The following is a 16,398-nucleotide window of genomic DNA, read 5'->3' as shown; positions in this document are numbered from 1 at the left end:
ATTCTTCATGTGTGGGGCCTGCGTCATGCCGGACTCCCTGCCTTCAAGGCCCGCCCGGTCTTGGCCACACGGGTGGTCGACACCCGGGTCTCGCCGGCTGAGCGTGCGTCGTGTTCCGCCGCGTCGCGCAGCTGCTTGGCGGCCGATATGCGCACCAAGATGGGCTCGCGCGACACCAGTTCGTCCAGGAGGGCGCGCGCATCGCTGTCCCAGGTAAGCTCGCGGGCGAGGCGTGCGGGCGTGGCGGGCGCGCGGTCCATGTCCGTGCCCAGGGGCAGGATGTGGAACAGCGCGTCGAACAGCGCGTTGCAGGTTTCCTGGATGATGTAGGTGGCGCCCGAATAGCCCATGAAGGGCGTGCCGGTGTGCCGGCGGATCACCGCGCCCGGGAAAGAGGCGGGGATGAAGCGCGCGCGTCCGCCGGTCTCGGCCAGATACATGCGCTCGTTGAAGCTGCCGAACATGATGAAGGGCGGCGTGTCCTTGATCGCCTGGCGCACGGCGGCATTGTCCGGCTTCACGCCGGCGCGCCGGGAGAAGGCGAAGGTGCACGGCAGACCCATCTCCTCGTGGAGGAAATGCTTCAGGCCCCGGGCGTAGGTCTCGTTGGCCACCACGGCAAAGCTCGCCGTGCCGAAAAAGTCCTGGGTGACCGACCGCCACAGATCCCAGAGCGGCTTGATCGTGGTGTGGCGCTCGCGCTCGATGAAGGGCTCGGCGTCCAGCTCGAGCAATTCAGCCAGCTTGCGCAGGAATTTGGTGGTCGAATGCAGGCCGATGGGCGCCTGCAGATACGGCATGTCGAGCGCTTCGCACAGAAGCCGCCCGAACTCGCGATACATGCAGATATTGACGTCGGCATCGACCAGGCGCGGCGCATTGGCCAGGTGGCTTCCCAGCGGGAAGACCATGTTGACCTCCGCGCCGATGCCTTCGATCAGGCGGCGGATTTCGGCGAGGTCTGACGGCATGTTGAACATGCCATAGGCCGGGCCAATGATATTCACGCGCGGCTTGGCACCCTCGGCGCGTTTTTTCGCCTTGGGCCGCTTGCCATGCTTGGCACCGTATTCGGTCCACAGCCACAGGAGGGCGCGGTCGGCGCTCTGCCACTGATCCTCGTCGATCGTGCGCGGCAGGAAGCGATGGATATTCATGCCCTCGGGCGTCACGCCGCCGCCGATCATCTCGGCGATGGAGCCGGTAACCACCACCGCGGGCAGGTCGGGCTCCAGCACGGCATGGGCGCGCTTCATGGCCTCTTCGGTGCCTGCGCCCATTTCGTCTTCGCTGAGCCCCGTGACCACAATGGGCAGCTCATGGGGCGGCAGAGCGTCTGTATAGTGGAGGACGGACGTGACGGGCAGGTTTTCGCATCCCACCGGTCCGTCGATGATGACCTGCAGGCCCTTCACCGCAGTGAAGACATATACCGCGCCCCAGTATCCACCGGCCCTGTCGTGATCGAGTACTAGCATCCTGTCGGCGCCTCGATCGCTTTTTCGCGGGCTTTTTCGGCGCTGAAGCGCTTGCGGGCCTCTTTCATGCGGAAGGTGCGCACATCCTCGGGCGTGTCTTCCCACACCCCGGCCGCATGGCCGGTACCGACGCCCTCAAAGAAGTCGCGCATGGTGTCAAAGCGGTGTTTGGAGCCCATGGCCGCATTGACGACTTCGGCCAGGGAGCCGGCACCCGCCGGACCCATCAGGGGCCGGGCGGAGATGAGATTGGTAAAGTAGAGCGACGGCGTGCCGGTCTCTTTTACCGCCTGCACCACTGGCGTCGTGCCGATGGCCAGATCGGGCTTGAACTCGCGGAACGCCGCCATGTCCTGTTCCAGCGATGCACGGAACTGGACGTGGACGCCCTTGGCGGTCAGCCATTCGAGATCATCCGCCGACCAGGGCGTCTTGGGGCAGGCGGTGCCGACATATCGCACGTCCGCGCCGCTTTCGACCAGCAGGCGCGCGACCAGCAACTCAGAGCCTTCATAGCCCGACAGGGTGATGCGGCCCTGGATCGGCTTGGCCTTGAGCGCGCCCTCGATGGCCGGCAGGACCGCCTGCTTGGCCGCTTCGATCTTCGCGTTGGAGACATTGGCCGCCGCGCCGATGGCCTCAAGCCAGGCCGCTGTGCCGTCGCGGCCCACCGGCGCGGAACCGACAATGGCGCGCCCGGCGGCTTTGAACTCGCGGATGGAGGCGGTGTAGAAGGGGTGGATCGCGCCGACGACCTGGCTGTCGAGCGCGGCATAGAGCTCGCGCCATTCGCGCGTCGGGACCACCGGTCCGGCCCCCAGGCCCATAGGCTCAAGCAGGCGGCCGATCACCACCGGATCCGCCGGGAACATCTCGCCCAGCAAGGTCACCGTGGGGCGCTCGTCGCGCGGACGGTCGGGTGCCTGGACCGGGCCGAGCTCGGCCTCGGTGCGGGCGTAATTGAGCATCGCGCCGGCCAGAACGTCCTTGGCCTCGGCATGGGTCGGTACGCCAAAGCCCGGCACGTCGATGCCGATGATGCGCACGCCGTTGATTTCCTTGGGCAGAAGACGCAACGGTACCCCGGACGCGGTCGGGACACACAGATTGGTGATCACGATGGCGTCGTAATTGTCCGGGTCGGCCATGTCATAGACTGCGTCACGGATGTCCTCGAACAGCTTGCCGGTGACCAGCGTTTCCGAATTGAACGGAACATAGCCCACCGTCCGGCGCGCGCCGTAAAAGTGCGAGGTGAAGGTCAGCCCGTACACGCAGCAGGCCGAGCCCGACAGGATCGTCGCGGTGCGGCGCATGCGCAGCCCCACGCGCAGCGAGCCGAAGGCCGGGCACATGGATTGCGGCTGGTCGTGGGGGCCTTTGGGATAGTCTTTCTCGTATTGCTCGAGAATCTCTGACGCGCCCGAGGCTTTCGCCTGGGCCAGCATTTTTTCCGCGCCGGCGTGACAGCCCGACCCATCGCCCGCCGCCGCAGACGGCATGCCCTGCGCCGCTGATGCGTCACCCGGTGCGGTCATGGCCTGGACGGGCGCGCTCACCACGGCGGTATCGTCCAGCGATGTCTCGCCGGCACCGTCATAACGCACCTCTCCACCGGAGCGGGTATTGATCAGAGTCACAGAGTCTTTCGCCATGCCGCTGCCCTCAGACTTCGTCGTACACGACTTCAAGGGAGGGCTTTTCAACATGGTTGAGCCCGCACATGTCCGCCGAGGTCGCCGGCGTCATGGAGAAGCCTTCGGCCTCCTGGGAGTCGAACAGGGCCAAAAGCTCGTCCTGGCTCAACGGCGAGGGCTGCACCGGAGGCGCGTCGGCGACATTGATCCCCAGCTCTTCAAACAGCGCCGCCCAGGGCGAACCGGGACGGCCAATGATCTCGTAATTGGCGCTCTTCTTGCGGATGTCGTCATCGGCCGGAATGGCGGCCAGAACCGGAATGCCGACCTGCTTGGCGAAGGCCTGGGCCTCGCCCGTGCCGTCATCCTTGTTGATGACCAGGCCGGCCACACCGACATTGCCGCCCAGCTTGCGGAAATACTCCACCGCCGAGCAGACATTGTTGGCCACGTAGAGCGATTGCAGGTCGTTGGAGCCGACCACGATCACCTTCTGGCACATGTCGCGGGCGATCGGCAGGCCGAAGCCGCCGCACACCACGTCGCCCAGGAAGTCCAGCAGGACATAGTCGAAATCCCACTCGTGGAAGCCGAGGCTTTCCAGAAGCTCGAACCCGTGAATGATGCCACGTCCGCCGCAGCCGCGGCCGACTTCCGGTCCGCCGAGCTCCATGGCGAACACGCCGTCGCGCTTGAAGCAGACATCACCAATGGCGACAGCTTCGCCCGCCAGTTTTTTCTTGGACGAGGTCTCGATAATGGTGGGGCAGGCGCGGCCGCCGAACAGGAGCGAGGTCGTATCGCTCTTCGGGTCGCAACCGATCAGCAGGACCTTCTTGCCCAGCTGGGCCATCATATAGCTGAGATTGGACAGGGTGAACGACTTGCCGATCCCGCCCTTGCCATAGATGGCGATGACCTGTGTGGTCTTCTTGATCGGTCCGGTATGGACCGCATCGGGCTCGATCGCCGCTTCACGCCGAAGCGCGTCAGAGCCGCTGTCTTGCTTGAATTCGCCATCCATTAATGGGCACTCCAATCAATGATCATTTTCAGGCAGTTGGCGTCGGAGAAAGCGGTTTCGTACGCCTCTCCGGCCGCATCGGGCGCGCTGTAATGGGTGATCAGTCCATCCAGTGACAGCGCGCCGCTATTGAGCAGGTGTCCGACGCCCTCAAGGTCGCCGGGATTGAATTCCGCCGCGATGCGCAGGCGGGCTTCTTTCATGAAGGCGGGTGCGAAATTGAAGCTCAGCCGTTCGGCGTAAAAGCCCGCCAGGACGATCTCGCCACCCTTGGCCAGCCGGCCCACCAGCGAGTCGAGCAGGGAGGAATCCCCGCTGACGTCATAGATCGCGCGATAATCGCGCCGCGCATCGTCTTCGGGGCGGATGACCGGATAGCCGTCCGCGCCATCCATGCGCATCGGGTTGATTTCCCACACCGTCGGGGCAGGCCCGCCGGAGGCGACCGCGATGCGCGCCAGCAAACGGCCGAGCGCCCCATGTCCGATGATCAGATCCGGCGCGACACTGGTGTTGGCCATGGCGTGATAGGCGGTGGCGGCCAGCGCCAGCAGCACGCCGCGCTCGCCGAGATTTTCATCGACCGGGGTGACGCGCGCGCCGGGCAGGGTGACCCGCGAGGCGGAGCCGCCAAACAGGCCGCGCACTGCGCCAAAGCATTGTGAGCCCGGAACAAAGACCCAGTCGCCTTCAGCCCGGCCCGAAGCGGGCCCTGCCTCAACGACGCGTCCAATGGATTCGTAACCGGGGACCAGCGGATAGCCCATACCGGGGAAGGCCGGCATCGTGCCGGACCAGAGCAGGCGCTCGGTACCCGTACTCACGCCTGACCAGGCGATTTCGACCACCACGTCCTGATCGCCGGGCGCGGCGATATCGAGCCTGTTCAGCGCAATGCGCTTGGGCTCTTCGAGAACGATAGCGAGGGCGTCCAAGTTTTGCCTCCCCAGGCTTGTGGTCGGATTAAGGCGTCATCTGTCAGTTTACATTGACACTGTCCACAGTCAATTCTGATTTACGCTTTTCCGGTTCGCGCGGTCATGACACTGGCGATAAGGGGGATTCGCGACCGGTGGACGCGTGCGCCGGCAAAGCCTGCATCGCCCAGCATGCGGGCCAATCGGGCCGCGTTACGCGGCCGGCCTGCGCCCATCGCCGCGAGATAGAATCCGAAATAGGCGTCCCCCATGGGCGCGGCGCCGGGGGCGTCAGCCATGGGTTCGGCGACCAGAAGCGTGCCGCCCGGCGCTATCGATTCGCGGCAGGCGCGTAACAGGCGCATGACATCGTCATCGCTGTGATCATGAATGATGCGCACCAGAGAGATCAGATCAGCCCCGGAGGGCAGCGTGTCCGTAAGGAAGCTGCCGCCATGGATGTTGGCGCGATCGGCCAGACCGGCTTCGGCGAGGCGCTCGCGCGCCCGGGCCGCTACAGGCGGAAGATCGAACAGGGCGAGCGAGAGCCGGGGCGCGGCGCGCGCAGCCTCTTTCACGAATGCGCCTTCGCCGCCGCCCACATCCAGAAGCGTGTTGTATTTTTTGAGGTCTACTGCCGCGAACACCTCCTCGGCGACCATGGGCAGGGTGGCGGCCATGAGGGCGGAATAGGCGTCCGGGCGGCCCGACGCGCCGTCGCCGCGCCCATAGCCCCAGAAATCAGCCAGCTGGCCCGGCGTCTGCCCGCGCAGCACCACCATGGGGTCGATGAGGTCCTGATATAGCAGGCGGTGATGCTGCACCATGGCGGCCAGGCCTGGTTCGCCGATCAGCGCCGCGCCCAGTGGGCCAAGCGCAAAACGCTCGCCGCTGCGCGGTTCGAGAAGTTTGAGAGATGCCGCAGCGCGCGCCAGCAGTGCTGCACCGTCCAAGGGCAGCTCTGCATGGGCGGCGATCGCCTCGACCGGCTGGGGACCGTCCTTGAGAAAGGTGAACAGGTCGGCCTGGACGCATGCCAGTACAGTCTGGGAATAGACGAAGCCGGCAAAAAGGTCGAAAAGCGAGCGCGCACTGGCCCTGGCGCTGCCGCGCGTGGCCGGGAAGGCTTTGGCCCAGCGCCGGAAGCCCGGATCTGACACCAGCCCATTGCGAAGATCACCCAGAGCAGACCGCCAGCCCATGTGCGGCTCTACTCTGCGGGCACGGCTATGTTCTTGGGTACAAGTCGATGAGCCTGGGCGGTGACGATCTGGCGTAACCGGTCGGCACCATTGACGCCGGGAATTGACGTTACGGCTTCGGACACGCGCGCCTTCAGCCGGCCAATCGCCCCGTCCATGCCAAGCTCGTGAACGCAGTTGGGCCGACAGAGCTGCGCATCCTTTCCGGCTCCCTTGCCCGCCTCGCCGCCGCCTGCAGCATCCATTATATCGTCAGCGATCTGATAGGCTTCACCGATCTTTTGACCCAAAGTCCGCCAGCGCTCCGGGTTCCCGCCTGCCACCAGCGCCCCGCCCATGGTTGCAGCGACGAAGAGTGCGCCGGTCTTTGCGCGGTGATACTGCTCCAGCGGTATCGCCGGTTCGCTTTCCCACGCCTGGCCGGCCGAGATTCCGTTCGGCGCGCCGATGGAGCGCGCGATCAGTGCAGTCAGGGCCGGAAGGCGCGATAGGTCAGGCGCTTTCGCCAGCGCGATCGTTTCGAAGGCCAGCGCGATCAGCGCATCGCCCGTGAGAATCGCCAGAGGTTGCCCGAATACGGCGTGCACGGTGGGCTTTCCGCGGCGCAGGCTGGCGTCATCAAAGGCAGGAAGGTCATCATGAACCAGCGACGCGCAATGCAGTAGCTCAAGTGCGGCGGCGGCTGAATCGGCAAGGTCCGGAGCCGGATCGCCACAAGCAGCCGCCACAGCCAGCAAAAGCTGCGGCCTGACCCGAGCGCCGCCGGGAAACACCGCATAGGCCAGCGCTTCGGAAAAGCGGGGCGGGCATCCCTTGCCGCCAGCCCGCTCGATTGCGGCGTGAAGCTTGGCCTCAATGCGTGCGTCCGCGTCCATGTCCCGCTCCTCATCGCTTGCGAGCGTCAAGAATACCTGTCACTTTAAGTGTTATGATGATTGGACACTTCAGCTTGGGCTGTCAATGATGCGGACGCGGTCTGAGCACGGCGCGGTCATTATCGGTGCCGGCGTCGGCGGGCTGGCGGCCGCGATTGACCTCGCGTCGCGCGGCTTGCCGGTGACCCTTGTCGAGCGGGCTGACGTCCCCGGCGGGAAGATGCGCGCGCTCCATGTAGGCGGGCAGGACATTGACGCCGGTCCGACCGTGATGACGCTTCGAAGCGCCTTTGACCGCCTGTTCGAGGAGGCCGGGGCCACATTTGAAGACTATGTCGGCCTCATCCCGGCCGAGCGCCTGGCCCGCCATGCCTGGGATGCAGAGGACACGTTCGACCTGTTTGCAGATCCCGAGCGTTCCATTGATGAGGTGGGCCGTTTCTGCGGGGCGCGGCAAGCCGGATTGTTCCGCCGTTTCCTGTCGGATGGTTGCAGGCTCTATGAGGCTCTGGACAGGAACTTCATGCAAATGCCCCAGTCGTCGCCGGTCAGCCTGGCCGGCCGCATGCTGCGGCATAATCCGCGTGGGGCGCTGACGCTGAGGCCATTCTCCAGCCTCTGGGATGCGTTGGGAGATTACTTTCCGGATCCCCGGCTGCGCCAGCTGTTTGGCCGCTACGCCACCTATTGCGGCGCGTCGCCCTATCAGGCGCCGGCCACGCTCATGATGATCGCCGAGCTGGAGCAGCGCGGCGTCTGGTACGTCAAAGGCGGCATGAGCCGGCTGGCGCACGGCATGGCCGCCTTTGCGGCTCGGCTGGGATGTGAGATCCGCTATGGCGAGGCCGTCGAGCAGGTCATTGTCGAGGGCGGGCGGGCCTGCGGGGTCAGGTTGGGATCTGGTGAGGTTCTGGCTGCGCGCGCGGTTCTGTCCAATGCTGATCCCGACGCCCTGCGTCAGGGCCTGCTTGGCCAGGCAGCGGCCCCGGCTCTGGGCGCGGCGCGGCTGCCGCGCAGTCTCTCGGCGCTGGTATGGACGGCCACAGGGCGGCCCCACGGCTTCGCGCTGGATCGGCACAATGTTGTTTTTTCAAGCAATTATGCCGCCGAGTTTGACGCCTTGTTTGCTGAAGGCCGCATTCCTGATGACCCGACGGTCTATGTTTGCGCGCAAGATCGCGGCGCAGGGCCGCCGCCTGACGGCCCCGAACGGTTTCTGATTCTGATCAATGCGCCCGCGGATGGCGATGCGCGCACATATACGGCCCGGGAGACGGATGCATGGCTCGATCTGACACTCAACCGGTTGCAGGCGCGCGGTCTCGACCTCGACCTCGAAAGCATCGCCACAACAGCGCCGGACGGTTTCGCCAGGCTCTGTCCCGGGTCCGGCGGGGCCATATACGGCAGAGCCCTGCACGGCTGGCAGGCGGCGTTCCAGAGGCCGGGCGCGCGCACCCGGCTGCCGGGTCTGTACCTGGCGGGGGGCGGCGTGCATCCGGGGCCGGGCGTGCCCACGGCGATGCTGTCGGGGCGGATCGCGGCACGCTCGATCTTGGCCGATTTGGCTTCGATGCGGCGCTTCCACCCGGCGGATATCGCTGGGTCTATGCCGACGCGGTCAGCGAGGACGGACGGTTCGCCCTCGTCCTGATCGCGCTTCTGGGCAGTGTCTTCTCACCCTATTACGCTTGGTCGGGCCGGGGTGATCCGCTCAATCATTGCGCGCTTAATGTTTGCCTCTACGGCCCCGGCGTACGGCGCTGGGCGATGACCGAGCGGCGGCGCGGCGCGGTGCAGGCGAGCGCCGACAGCCTGGCGCTGGGCCCCAGCCAGGTGCGCTTTGAAGACGGGGCGCTGATCTATGACATCGCCGAGCATGGTGCGCCTTTGCCCAAGGCCGTGCGCGGGCGGGTCGTGATCCGGCCCGATGTGGAGCAAAGCGAGACCTTTACGCTGGACGCGGAAGGCCGCCATGTCTGGCGCCCGGTCTGGCCCCGTGCGCGGGTGGAAGCTGAGTTTGACGCGCCGGCTTTACGTTTTTCCGGCGATGGCTATGTGGACATGAATGCCGGCGCCGAACCGCTGGAAGCGGGGTTCCGGTCCTGGAACTGGGCGCGCACGGCGACGGAAGGCGGCGCGGCGATCCTGTATGATTCGGTCTGGGCGGATGGCGGCGGGCAGTCGCTTGCCCTGCGCATCGATCCGGCCGGCCGGGCCGAATCATTCGATGCGCCACGGGTACAGGCTTTGCCAAAGACCGGCTGGCGGGTGGATCGCGCCGCGCGCTCGGACGGGCCGGCGCGGGTGATCGAAACGCTGGAAGATACGCCATTCTACTCGCGCTCGTTGATCGAGACGGAGCTCCTGGGCGCGCGGCGGACATCGATGCATGAAAGCCTCGACCTGACGCGGTTCTCGTCACAGGTGGTGAAAATGATGCTACCCTTCCGAATGCCGCGGGCGTACTGGCGCTGAACAGGCAGCTGTTTGCCCAGGCGCGCCGCGCAGACCCTCGTCATGCCTTTGTTCTGTTCAGCCGCACGATCTCCAGATTGAGGGTGGCGGCGATGGTCACCCACACCAGATAGGGTGCCAGCAGCCAGCCGGCGATGGCGTCGATCTGGGCGAAGGCATAGAGATTGGCCGCCACGGCCAGCCAGAGCAGGACCACTTCGGCCAGCGCCAGTCCGGGCTTGCGCATCCCGAAGAATACGGCCGACCAGAGCGCGTTGAGCACCAGCTGCAAGGCCCAGATGGCGAGCGCAGGATGCCATCCGGCAAGGTCCCACACCCGCCAGGCCGCTATGGCCATGGCGATGTAAAGTATGGACCAGACGATCGGAAAAACGACGTCCGGGGGCGTCCAGCGGGGCTTGCTCAGGGTCTTGTACCAGGCGCCCGGACGAAAGATCGCCCCGGTCAGGGACGCGAGGAATACTGTGACGACAAATGGTAGAAGGGTCCAATAGGGGGCGTCCATTACTCCCGATTGCTCTCCTTGACGTCCTTGCGCTTCATGCGGCGAAGTTCGCGCAAGCCCCAGATAATGACCACAAGAGCCAGCAACGCTTCCAGTGCGAAGAATACATAGTGAATCATGCTCGCAGTTCCTCCGGGTCTTTGGCCGCGTCAGCCGCCGGCCGCCCTGTCTCTCATCTTAACTTCATGCAGTATTCCGATCACCCGCCCCCATTCCTCATCCACCCGCCACCAGGGCGGCGGCGTGTCTGGGGCTGGCACGTTCGGGGCGGCATCGACCAGAAAACGCGTTTCGGCCAGCGGCGCTTCGGCTGCGGCGCTGGAGGCGAACACGGCATCAAGCACTGCGGCTCCCGCCAGACCCAGCTTGCGCAAGGTCGACGTGGTCGCGCGGCGATTGACTGTATCGAACCGGTTGCGCCCGGCCTCCACGCCAATCTCCCGATAGATCCGGGCCGCTGCGTGAATGGCGGGCCGGCACCTGGACGGGAGGAAGGCAATGCCCGGCCGCGCGCGTTGGTACAGGCGGTCAGCTTCAGTTAGCAACCGCTCGACGCAGGCGGCGATGTGCTCGTCAAAGCATGGCTCGGCCAACCATGCATCAGGGTCGCGGCCCGCTTCGGCAAACCAGGCGCGCGGCAGGTACAGGCGGCCCGCCCGGGCGTCCTCGCCCACATCCCGTGCGATATTGGTCAGCTGCATGGCCACGCCCAGATCGCAAGCGCGCGCCAGGGCCTCGGCGCTCCGGGCGCCCATGACCAGCGACATCATCGCTCCGACCGAGCTCGCCACCCGGGCGCCATAGGCGCGCACGTCCGACAGCGTCTCATACTGGCGGCCGGTCGCATCCCAGGCAAAACCCTCGATGAGGGCGTCGGGCAAGGCTTGTGGTATGTCGCATTGGCGCACCACATCACTGAAGGCCCGGTCGATTGGGTTGTCGGCCGGTTGGCCGGCGTAAATCATCTCCAGGTGCCGGGTGACGAGGCTACAGGCCGCTGCGGCGTCTTCGCCCTGATCGACTGTATCGTCCGCCCATCGGCAGAACCCGTACAGGGCAAAGGCCCTGTCCCGCGCCTCGCTGGGCAACAGAAACGAAGCGGCAAAGAAGCTCCTTGAACCTCCCTTGATCGCTGCGCGACAGGCCTGAATATCCTGCGGGCTGGCAAACGGCTCAGCCATAGGCGGCGGCATCCGGCACGATGGCGTCAAGTACGCGTGCAGACGACAGAACGCCCGGAACGCCTGCTCCGGGGTGCGTGCCAGCGCCGACCAAGTAAAGCCCTTCGACCTCTTCGCTCTTGTTGTGGGCCCGGAACCAGGCTGACTGGGTGAGAAGGGGCTCCAGCCCGAAGGCGGCACCGTGAACCGAGTTCAGGCGGTCGCGGAAATCCAGGGGGGTCATGACCCGCGAGACCTCAACTGAGCCCTTCAGGCCGGGCAGCAAGGTCTCTTCAAGCCGCTGCTCCACCGCCTGGCGGTAGGGCTCGGCCATCTTTGCCCAGTCGGTATCGCCGGTCAGATTGGGAACCGGCGACAGCACATAGAACGCCTCGCAGCCCGGTGGCGCCATGGAGGGGTCTGTGGCTGTCGGGCGGTGAAGGTACAGGCTGAAATCCTCCGCCAGGTGCTTCTTCTCGAAGATATCGCTGAGCAGCCCCCGATAACGCGGGCCCAGCAGAATTGTGTGATGATCCACGTCCGGGTACAGCTTTCTTGTTCCGAAATACCACAGGAACAGGCTCATGGAGTAACGGGCCGTATCAACTTTCCGGTCCGTCCATCGCTTGCGCCGGACGCCGGACATGAGATGTTTGTAGGTGTGTCCGACTTCGGCATTGGACACGATCACCTGCGACGGGATATGGCGGCCGCTGGCCAGTTCCACGCCGGTGACCCGGCCGTTGTCCACCTTGATCTGACGCACTTCGCTGTTGCAGAGCACCTGTCCGCCCTGGCCCCTGATCAGGTCAACCAGACCCTCCACAAGCCTGCCCGTCCCGCCCATGACGAAGTGAACGCCCCACTGACGCTCGAGATGGGAGATCAGACAATAGAATGAACTGGCGGCAAACGGGTTTCCGCCTACGAGCAGGGGGTGAAAGCTCAGAGCAACTTGGAGCTTCGGATTCTTGACATATTTGGAAACAAGCTGGTGCACGGTCCGATAGGAGGACAGGCGGATGAGGTCTGGTGTCGCACGCGCCATGGATGAGAGCGTGTGGAAGGGCGCATGCGCCAACTCCTTGAAGCCGACTTCGAAGATATCCTTGCTCTTGCGCAAGAAGCGCTCATAGCCCGCGAGATCGTCCGGGGCCACCCGCATGACCTCGGCGCGCATGGCTTCGGCATCGCGCGGGCAGTGAATGACGCTGCCGTCGTCAAACCTGATGGCGTAGAAGGGGTCGATCTCGCGCAGATCGATTTCGTCCTGGAACGTGCGCCCGGCCAGCTGCCATAATTCCTCAAGCAGGAACGGGGCGGTAATGATGGTGGGCCCGGCATCGAACACGTAGCCTTTGTCCCTGAAGACATAGGCCCTGCCACCGGGCGCATCCAGCTTCTCAAGCACCGTGACGCGATACCCGCGCGCGCCGAGCCGGACGGCCGCCGCCAACCCGCCAAAGCCCGCTCCGATTACGATCGCATGGGGCTTTCCTGGCTGCTGGGCGGGAGTGTCATCGGTGCGTTCGAGCATGGTAGCCTCCATCCGCGCATCGTTTAGCTTCGGCGCAGTCACTCTAGTATCTATATTGACACGCCCAGCCTTGCCAGCCCGGCCGTGTGCGGCGCTGCGCAGCTGTGGCGCGGCCTGCACCGGGTGAATTCATATTGCCGAGCGTTGACTAATTTGTTTCAATTTTCTGGCTGGGCCAGTCGGCTCGGACGAATCGGCGGTGGACATGGGCAAAACCATTCTGTTGACCCTTGGGCGGTTGCCGAAAGGGTTGGAATTGGCGCGATGCCTGCACGCGGCCGGCAACCGGGTGATCATTGCGGATCCCTTCGCCTTGCATCTATCAAAGCCATCGAGAGCTGTCGCGCGCTGCGTGACGACGCCGGCCCCGGCGTCAAACCCTGAAGCCTATCTGGACGCTCTGTGCCGGATTATCCGCGAGGAGGCGGTGGATCTGGTCATTCCCGTGTCCGAGGAAGTCATGCATGTGGCCGCTCTGGCCGGCCGTCTGCCCGAGACGGCCGAGCTCCTGTGCGAACCGTTCGAACGGATCCTCACGCTTCACGACAAATTCGAGTTCATGGAAACTGCCGCCCGGGCCGGCTTGCGGGCACCGCCGACCTGCCTGGGCGACAGCCCCGGGGCGGCGGCGCTCTCGGAGTCTGGCGAAACGGTCATGAAGGCGCGCTTCGGATGCGCGGGATCGGGATTGCACTTTCTGCGCGCCGGCCAGGCCCTTCCCGATCAGCTCAGGTCTGCAGACTGGGTGGTGCAGCGCCGGATCAGGGGGCGTGAGCACAGCACACAATCATTCTGCCGCAACGGCGAGGTGCTGGCGCATGTCAATTATCGTGGTCTCATTTTCTCCGGAACCGTGGCGGTGTGCTTTGAGCAAGTGGCGCTTGCGGCCATTGATGAATGGGTTTCAAGGTTTGCCGAGCAGACCCGGTACACCGGGTTTGTCGCTTTTGATTTCATTGTTGACGCGGATGGAACGCCCTGGCCCCTCGAGTGCAACCCACGCCTGACCAGCGGTCTCCATTTCATGCGCCATGATGACCTCGCGGCGGTGATCATGGGACAGCCCATCGGCCATCAGGTGCGCCTGAAAGCCCAGCCGCGGTACCAGGAAAGTCATACCGCGCTGACCCGGGCCTACAGCCAGGCGCTCAGGCCCGGCGCGTTCTGGCGCATGTTGAAGACCATGGCCAGCGCCCGCGATGTGCTCTGGTCAGCGGCCGACCCTTGGGTTTTTCCGCTGATGACGCCCATGTCATGGCCCGTCCTCAAGCAGGTGATCTTCCAGGGGCGCAGTTTCGGCGACGCAGCGACGCTGGACATCCAGTGGTATCCTGCGGGGCCAGTCCTGCTGCAGTCCGGCGCGCCGGCACATCAGGCGCCTGCGTTGTGACGCCTCACCCGCACATGGATCTGCTCAGCGGGGCGCGTCGTAAGGCGGGCGGAGGGGCGGACCTGGTCGCGCGCCAGGACGTCAAAATCAAACTGCTGCGCCAGGGTGGCCAGAATCAGTACCGCTTCCAGCGTGGCAAAGCCGGCTCCGACGCAGGTGTGCGGACCGGACCCGAAGGGGATGTAGGCGTGGGGGTTTATCTCGGCCTCCCGGCCAGGCATGAAGCGATCCGGATCGAAATGATCGGGCCGGGACCAGTATTGCCGGTGGCGCTGCAGCGTCCAGGGCGAAATCATCAGCAGCGCCCCTTTTCGAACGGCGTAGGGGCCTATTCGTCCCGCCCGCATGGCCACGCGCGGCATGAAGGTGATCGGCGGGTACAAGCGAAGGGTTTCACGGAACACGCTGCGCGTGAAAAGCAATCTGCGCACGGCTTCGAAGCTGATGCCCCCCCCGTCGGACACGGCGCTGACCTCGGCGCGCAACCGAGCCAGTATATCGGGCTGGATGGCCAGCAGGTAAAAAGCCCAGGTGAGCGCGCTGGCCGTGGTTTCGTGTCCGGCCAGGAAGAAGACGCCCAGCTGGTCGATCAGCTCCTCCCGGTCAAAGGGTTGGCCGGTATCGCTGTCGCGCGCGGCGATCACCTCGCTGGCGATGTCATCATAGGTGCCGTCCCCCGCTTCCAAATGGGTGTCGATCAAGGTGCCCAGGTGCTTGCGAATCCGGGAGCAGGCCGCCAGCACATCCGGGTCCTGCTCCGCCCGGGTCCAGGCCGGGTCGACGATAAGCCGCCATATCTTCACCTGAGCGACGCCCCGTTCGAAGATCGAAAAATCTTCAAACACGTCCCGCGAGATCTGGGAGTCGAGCGAGATGGAGAAAACCGTACGGCATATGATGTCTGCGGTGAGCTCGCTCATAATCTGATCGAGGGAGAGTGTTGCGCCCGTCTCAGCGGCGGCACCGAGGCGTTCGCAGCAATCCGCCGCTGCCGCCTGCATGGCGCCGAAAGCCAGGTTGAGGCGCATCTTGGAGAAGGCCGGATCGATCATGGCGCGCTGGCGCCGCCATTTGGGACCGTCCGAAACGAAAATGGAATCGCCGATGAGCGGCTCCAGCGCCCCCACCATCAGGTCGCTCTTGGGATAAAGCCCGTCCGTTTCATTGAGAATCTGACGCACCAGGTCAGGATCATTGAAAAGCTTGATGGAGCGGCGCGAAAAACCGAGCTCGCCGGCCTTCATGGAGAACGCCTCGCCGGGAAGCAGGCTGAGCAGGTCGCCGTCCCCGTGCCATACAGTGCGCATCAGCGACAGGATTGCCGGAAGCCGCGATGGCCGCGGCGGCCTGAAATCTCCTGCTGGCATGCCTGTCGCCTCCGTCCTGATACGAACACTTCAACTGGTTGGTGCTAAATCCATGTCTGCACATGACATCTTTGTTGTCTTCATCGTCCTTCACATCATCACGGGTGCGCCAGGACTGATCGTTTTCTGGGTGCCCGTCGCCGCCCGGAAAGGCGGCAAGCTTCATCGCCTGTCAGGCCGACTCTTCGCCATCGCCATGCTCATAACCGCGCTGGCCGCGGCCATCATGTCAAGCCTGACCTTGTGGCAGCCCATGGAGACCCACCCCCACCTGGCCGAGCATGCAGAGTTCTCCGATCCGGCGCTGGTGCGGGGGATATTTGGCTGGATGATGCTTTACCTGTCCATCCTGACCATCAATCTGGCCTGGTATGGCTGGCGGGCTGCCGTCAACAAGCATAATCACACGCGCAATCGCGACTGGGTCAACGGCATGCTGCAGCTGGTCTTGCTTGTCGCGTCAGCCCAATGCGCCCTGCAGGGCTTCAATCTGGGTCAGCCGATGATGATCGGGATGTCGCTTGTGGGATTCGCCACTGTGGGCACCAATCTCTGGTTCCTTCTGAGGAGAAGCCCCGGACCGGTCGAGTGGTTGCTGGAGCACATAAAGGCCATCGTTGGAACGGGGATATCGGTCTATACGGCCTTCTTTGCCTTTGGTGCGGTCCGGTTGGTTCCCGAACTGGCGCTTGCGCCCGTGCTCTGGGCTGTGCCTTTGCTGATCGGGCTCGGCCTGATCCTGTACTACCGTCACCAGGTCAGTCGGCGGTTCAGGGTCGGCAAGGCGTCAAGGCTGGCGACGCACGGACATTGAGCGGCTTCAGCGCG

Annotated in this window: 14 protein-coding genes; 4 read left to right on the top strand and 10 right to left on the bottom strand. The window is 64.8% G+C overall.

Features of this window, described 5'->3' with window-relative positions; translation table 11 throughout:
* Positions 1-23: 23 nt before the first annotated feature.
* The 6 genes from bchZ to L2D00_08875 all read right to left on the bottom strand — a co-directional run bounded on the left by bchZ (position 24) and on the right by L2D00_08875 (position 7,133).
* Complete coding sequence (gene bchZ, locus L2D00_08900) at positions 24-1,478, bottom strand: chlorophyllide a reductase subunit Z (GenBank protein WBQ11963.1); 1,455 nt, start codon at positions 1,476-1,478, stop codon at positions 24-26.
* A complete protein-coding gene (gene bchY, locus L2D00_08895; protein WBQ11962.1) occupies positions 1,472-3,133 on the bottom strand; it encodes a chlorophyllide a reductase subunit Y in 1,662 nt (553 codons plus the stop codon). The genes bchZ and bchY overlap by 7 nt, the downstream gene beginning before the upstream one ends.
* 10 nt (positions 3,134-3,143) lie before the next feature.
* Positions 3,144-4,139: a chlorophyllide a reductase iron protein subunit X gene (locus L2D00_08890; GenBank protein ID WBQ11961.1), complete on the bottom strand. Its 996-nt coding sequence runs from the start codon at positions 4,137-4,139 to the stop codon at positions 3,144-3,146.
* Entirely contained in the window at positions 4,139-5,074 is a 936-nt protein-coding gene (bchC, locus tag L2D00_08885; GenBank protein ID WBQ11960.1) for a chlorophyll synthesis pathway protein BchC, read from the bottom strand. The genes L2D00_08890 and bchC overlap by 1 nt, the downstream gene beginning before the upstream one ends.
* An 80-nt stretch (positions 5,075-5,154) precedes the next feature.
* A complete protein-coding gene (locus L2D00_08880; protein WBQ11959.1) occupies positions 5,155-6,258 on the bottom strand; it encodes a methyltransferase in 1,104 nt (367 codons plus the stop codon).
* 8 nt (positions 6,259-6,266) lie between these two features.
* The gene (locus L2D00_08875) at positions 6,267-7,133 is read right to left on the bottom strand and encodes a polyprenyl synthetase family protein (protein ID WBQ11958.1); all 867 of its coding nucleotides are present in this window, start codon (positions 7,131-7,133) and stop codon (positions 6,267-6,269) included.
* Positions 7,134-7,218: 85 nt separating this feature from the next.
* Here L2D00_08875 and crtI (L2D00_08870) point away from each other — a divergent pair, with 85 nt between their 5' ends.
* Complete coding sequence (gene crtI, locus L2D00_08870) at positions 7,219-8,787, top strand: phytoene desaturase family protein (GenBank protein ID WBQ11957.1); 1,569 nt, start codon at positions 7,219-7,221, stop codon at positions 8,785-8,787.
* A 116-nt stretch (positions 8,788-8,903) separates the two neighbouring features.
* A complete protein-coding gene (locus L2D00_08865) occupies positions 8,904-9,611 on the top strand; it encodes a hypothetical protein (GenBank protein WBQ11956.1) in 708 nt (235 codons plus the stop codon).
* A 40-nt stretch (positions 9,612-9,651) separates the two neighbouring features.
* On the opposite strand, the gene L2D00_08860 is transcribed toward L2D00_08865, so the two are convergent.
* The 3 genes from L2D00_08860 to crtI (L2D00_08850) all read right to left on the bottom strand — a co-directional run bounded on the left by L2D00_08860 (position 9,652) and on the right by crtI (L2D00_08850) (position 12,813).
* Entirely contained in the window at positions 9,652-10,116 is a 465-nt protein-coding gene (locus L2D00_08860) for a tryptophan-rich sensory protein (GenBank protein WBQ11955.1), read from the bottom strand.
* Between the two features lie 149 nt (positions 10,117-10,265).
* Positions 10,266-11,297 (bottom strand): phytoene/squalene synthase family protein, encoded by a 1,032-nt coding sequence (locus tag L2D00_08855; GenBank protein WBQ11954.1) that lies wholly within the window; start codon positions 11,295-11,297, stop codon positions 10,266-10,268.
* Complete coding sequence (crtI, locus tag L2D00_08850; GenBank protein ID WBQ11953.1) at positions 11,290-12,813, bottom strand: phytoene desaturase family protein; 1,524 nt, start codon at positions 12,811-12,813, stop codon at positions 11,290-11,292. Before crtI (L2D00_08850) ends, L2D00_08855 begins: the two co-directional genes overlap by 8 nt.
* A gap of 352 nt (positions 12,814-13,165) precedes the next feature.
* On the opposite strand from crtI (L2D00_08850), the gene L2D00_08845 reads away from it, so the two are divergent.
* Complete coding sequence (locus L2D00_08845; protein WBQ11952.1) at positions 13,166-14,203, top strand: ATP-grasp domain-containing protein; 1,038 nt, start codon at positions 13,166-13,168, stop codon at positions 14,201-14,203.
* On the opposite strand, the gene L2D00_08840 is transcribed toward L2D00_08845, so the two are convergent.
* Entirely contained in the window at positions 14,185-15,510 is a 1,326-nt protein-coding gene (locus L2D00_08840; GenBank protein ID WBQ11951.1) for a cytochrome P450, read from the bottom strand. The genes L2D00_08845 and L2D00_08840 overlap by 19 nt on opposite strands.
* On the opposite strand from L2D00_08840, the gene L2D00_08835 reads away from it, so the two are divergent.
* Complete coding sequence (locus tag L2D00_08835; protein WBQ11950.1) at positions 15,503-16,384, top strand: hypothetical protein; 882 nt, start codon at positions 15,503-15,505, stop codon at positions 16,382-16,384. The genes L2D00_08840 and L2D00_08835 overlap by 8 nt on opposite strands.
* The last annotated feature ends 14 nt before the right edge of the window (positions 16,385-16,398 follow it).

The sequence above is a fragment of the Hyphomonadaceae bacterium BL14 genome (assembly GCA_027627705.1).
Lineage (GTDB): Bacteria > Pseudomonadota > Alphaproteobacteria > Caulobacterales > Maricaulaceae > Oceanicaulis.
This window is presented reverse-complemented; position numbering and strand designations above follow the sequence as displayed.

What these genes read in the sequence shown, in the direction of transcription:
- L2D00_08875 (WBQ11958.1), bottom strand. Translation starts at nt 7,133, where the DNA reads ATGGACGCGGACGCACGCATTGAGGCCAAGCTTCACGCCGCAATCGAG.
- L2D00_08840 (WBQ11951.1), bottom strand. Translation starts at nt 15,510, where the DNA reads ATGCGCACTGTATGGCACGGGGACGGCGACCTGCTCAGCCTGCTTCCC.
- L2D00_08855 (WBQ11954.1), bottom strand. Translation starts at nt 11,297, where the DNA reads ATGGCTGAGCCGTTTGCCAGCCCGCAGGATATTCAGGCCTGTCGCGCA.
- crtI (WBQ11957.1), top strand. Translation starts at nt 7,219, where the DNA reads ATGATGCGGACGCGGTCTGAGCACGGCGCGGTCATTATCGGTGCCGGC.
- L2D00_08860 (WBQ11955.1), bottom strand. Translation starts at nt 10,116, where the DNA reads ATGGACGCCCCCTATTGGACCCTTCTACCATTTGTCGTCACAGTATTC.
- crtI (WBQ11953.1), bottom strand. Translation starts at nt 12,813, where the DNA reads ATGCTCGAACGCACCGATGACACTCCCGCCCAGCAGCCAGGAAAGCCC.
- bchY (WBQ11962.1), bottom strand. Translation starts at nt 3,133, where the DNA reads ATGGCGAAAGACTCTGTGACTCTGATCAATACCCGCTCCGGTGGAGAG.
- L2D00_08880 (WBQ11959.1), bottom strand. Translation starts at nt 6,258, where the DNA reads ATGGGCTGGCGGTCTGCTCTGGGTGATCTTCGCAATGGGCTGGTGTCA.
- L2D00_08865 (WBQ11956.1), top strand. Translation starts at nt 8,904, where the DNA reads ATGACCGAGCGGCGGCGCGGCGCGGTGCAGGCGAGCGCCGACAGCCTG.
- bchZ (WBQ11963.1), bottom strand. Translation starts at nt 1,478, where the DNA reads ATGCTAGTACTCGATCACGACAGGGCCGGTGGATACTGGGGCGCGGTA.
- L2D00_08890 (WBQ11961.1), bottom strand. Translation starts at nt 4,139, where the DNA reads ATGGATGGCGAATTCAAGCAAGACAGCGGCTCTGACGCGCTTCGGCGT.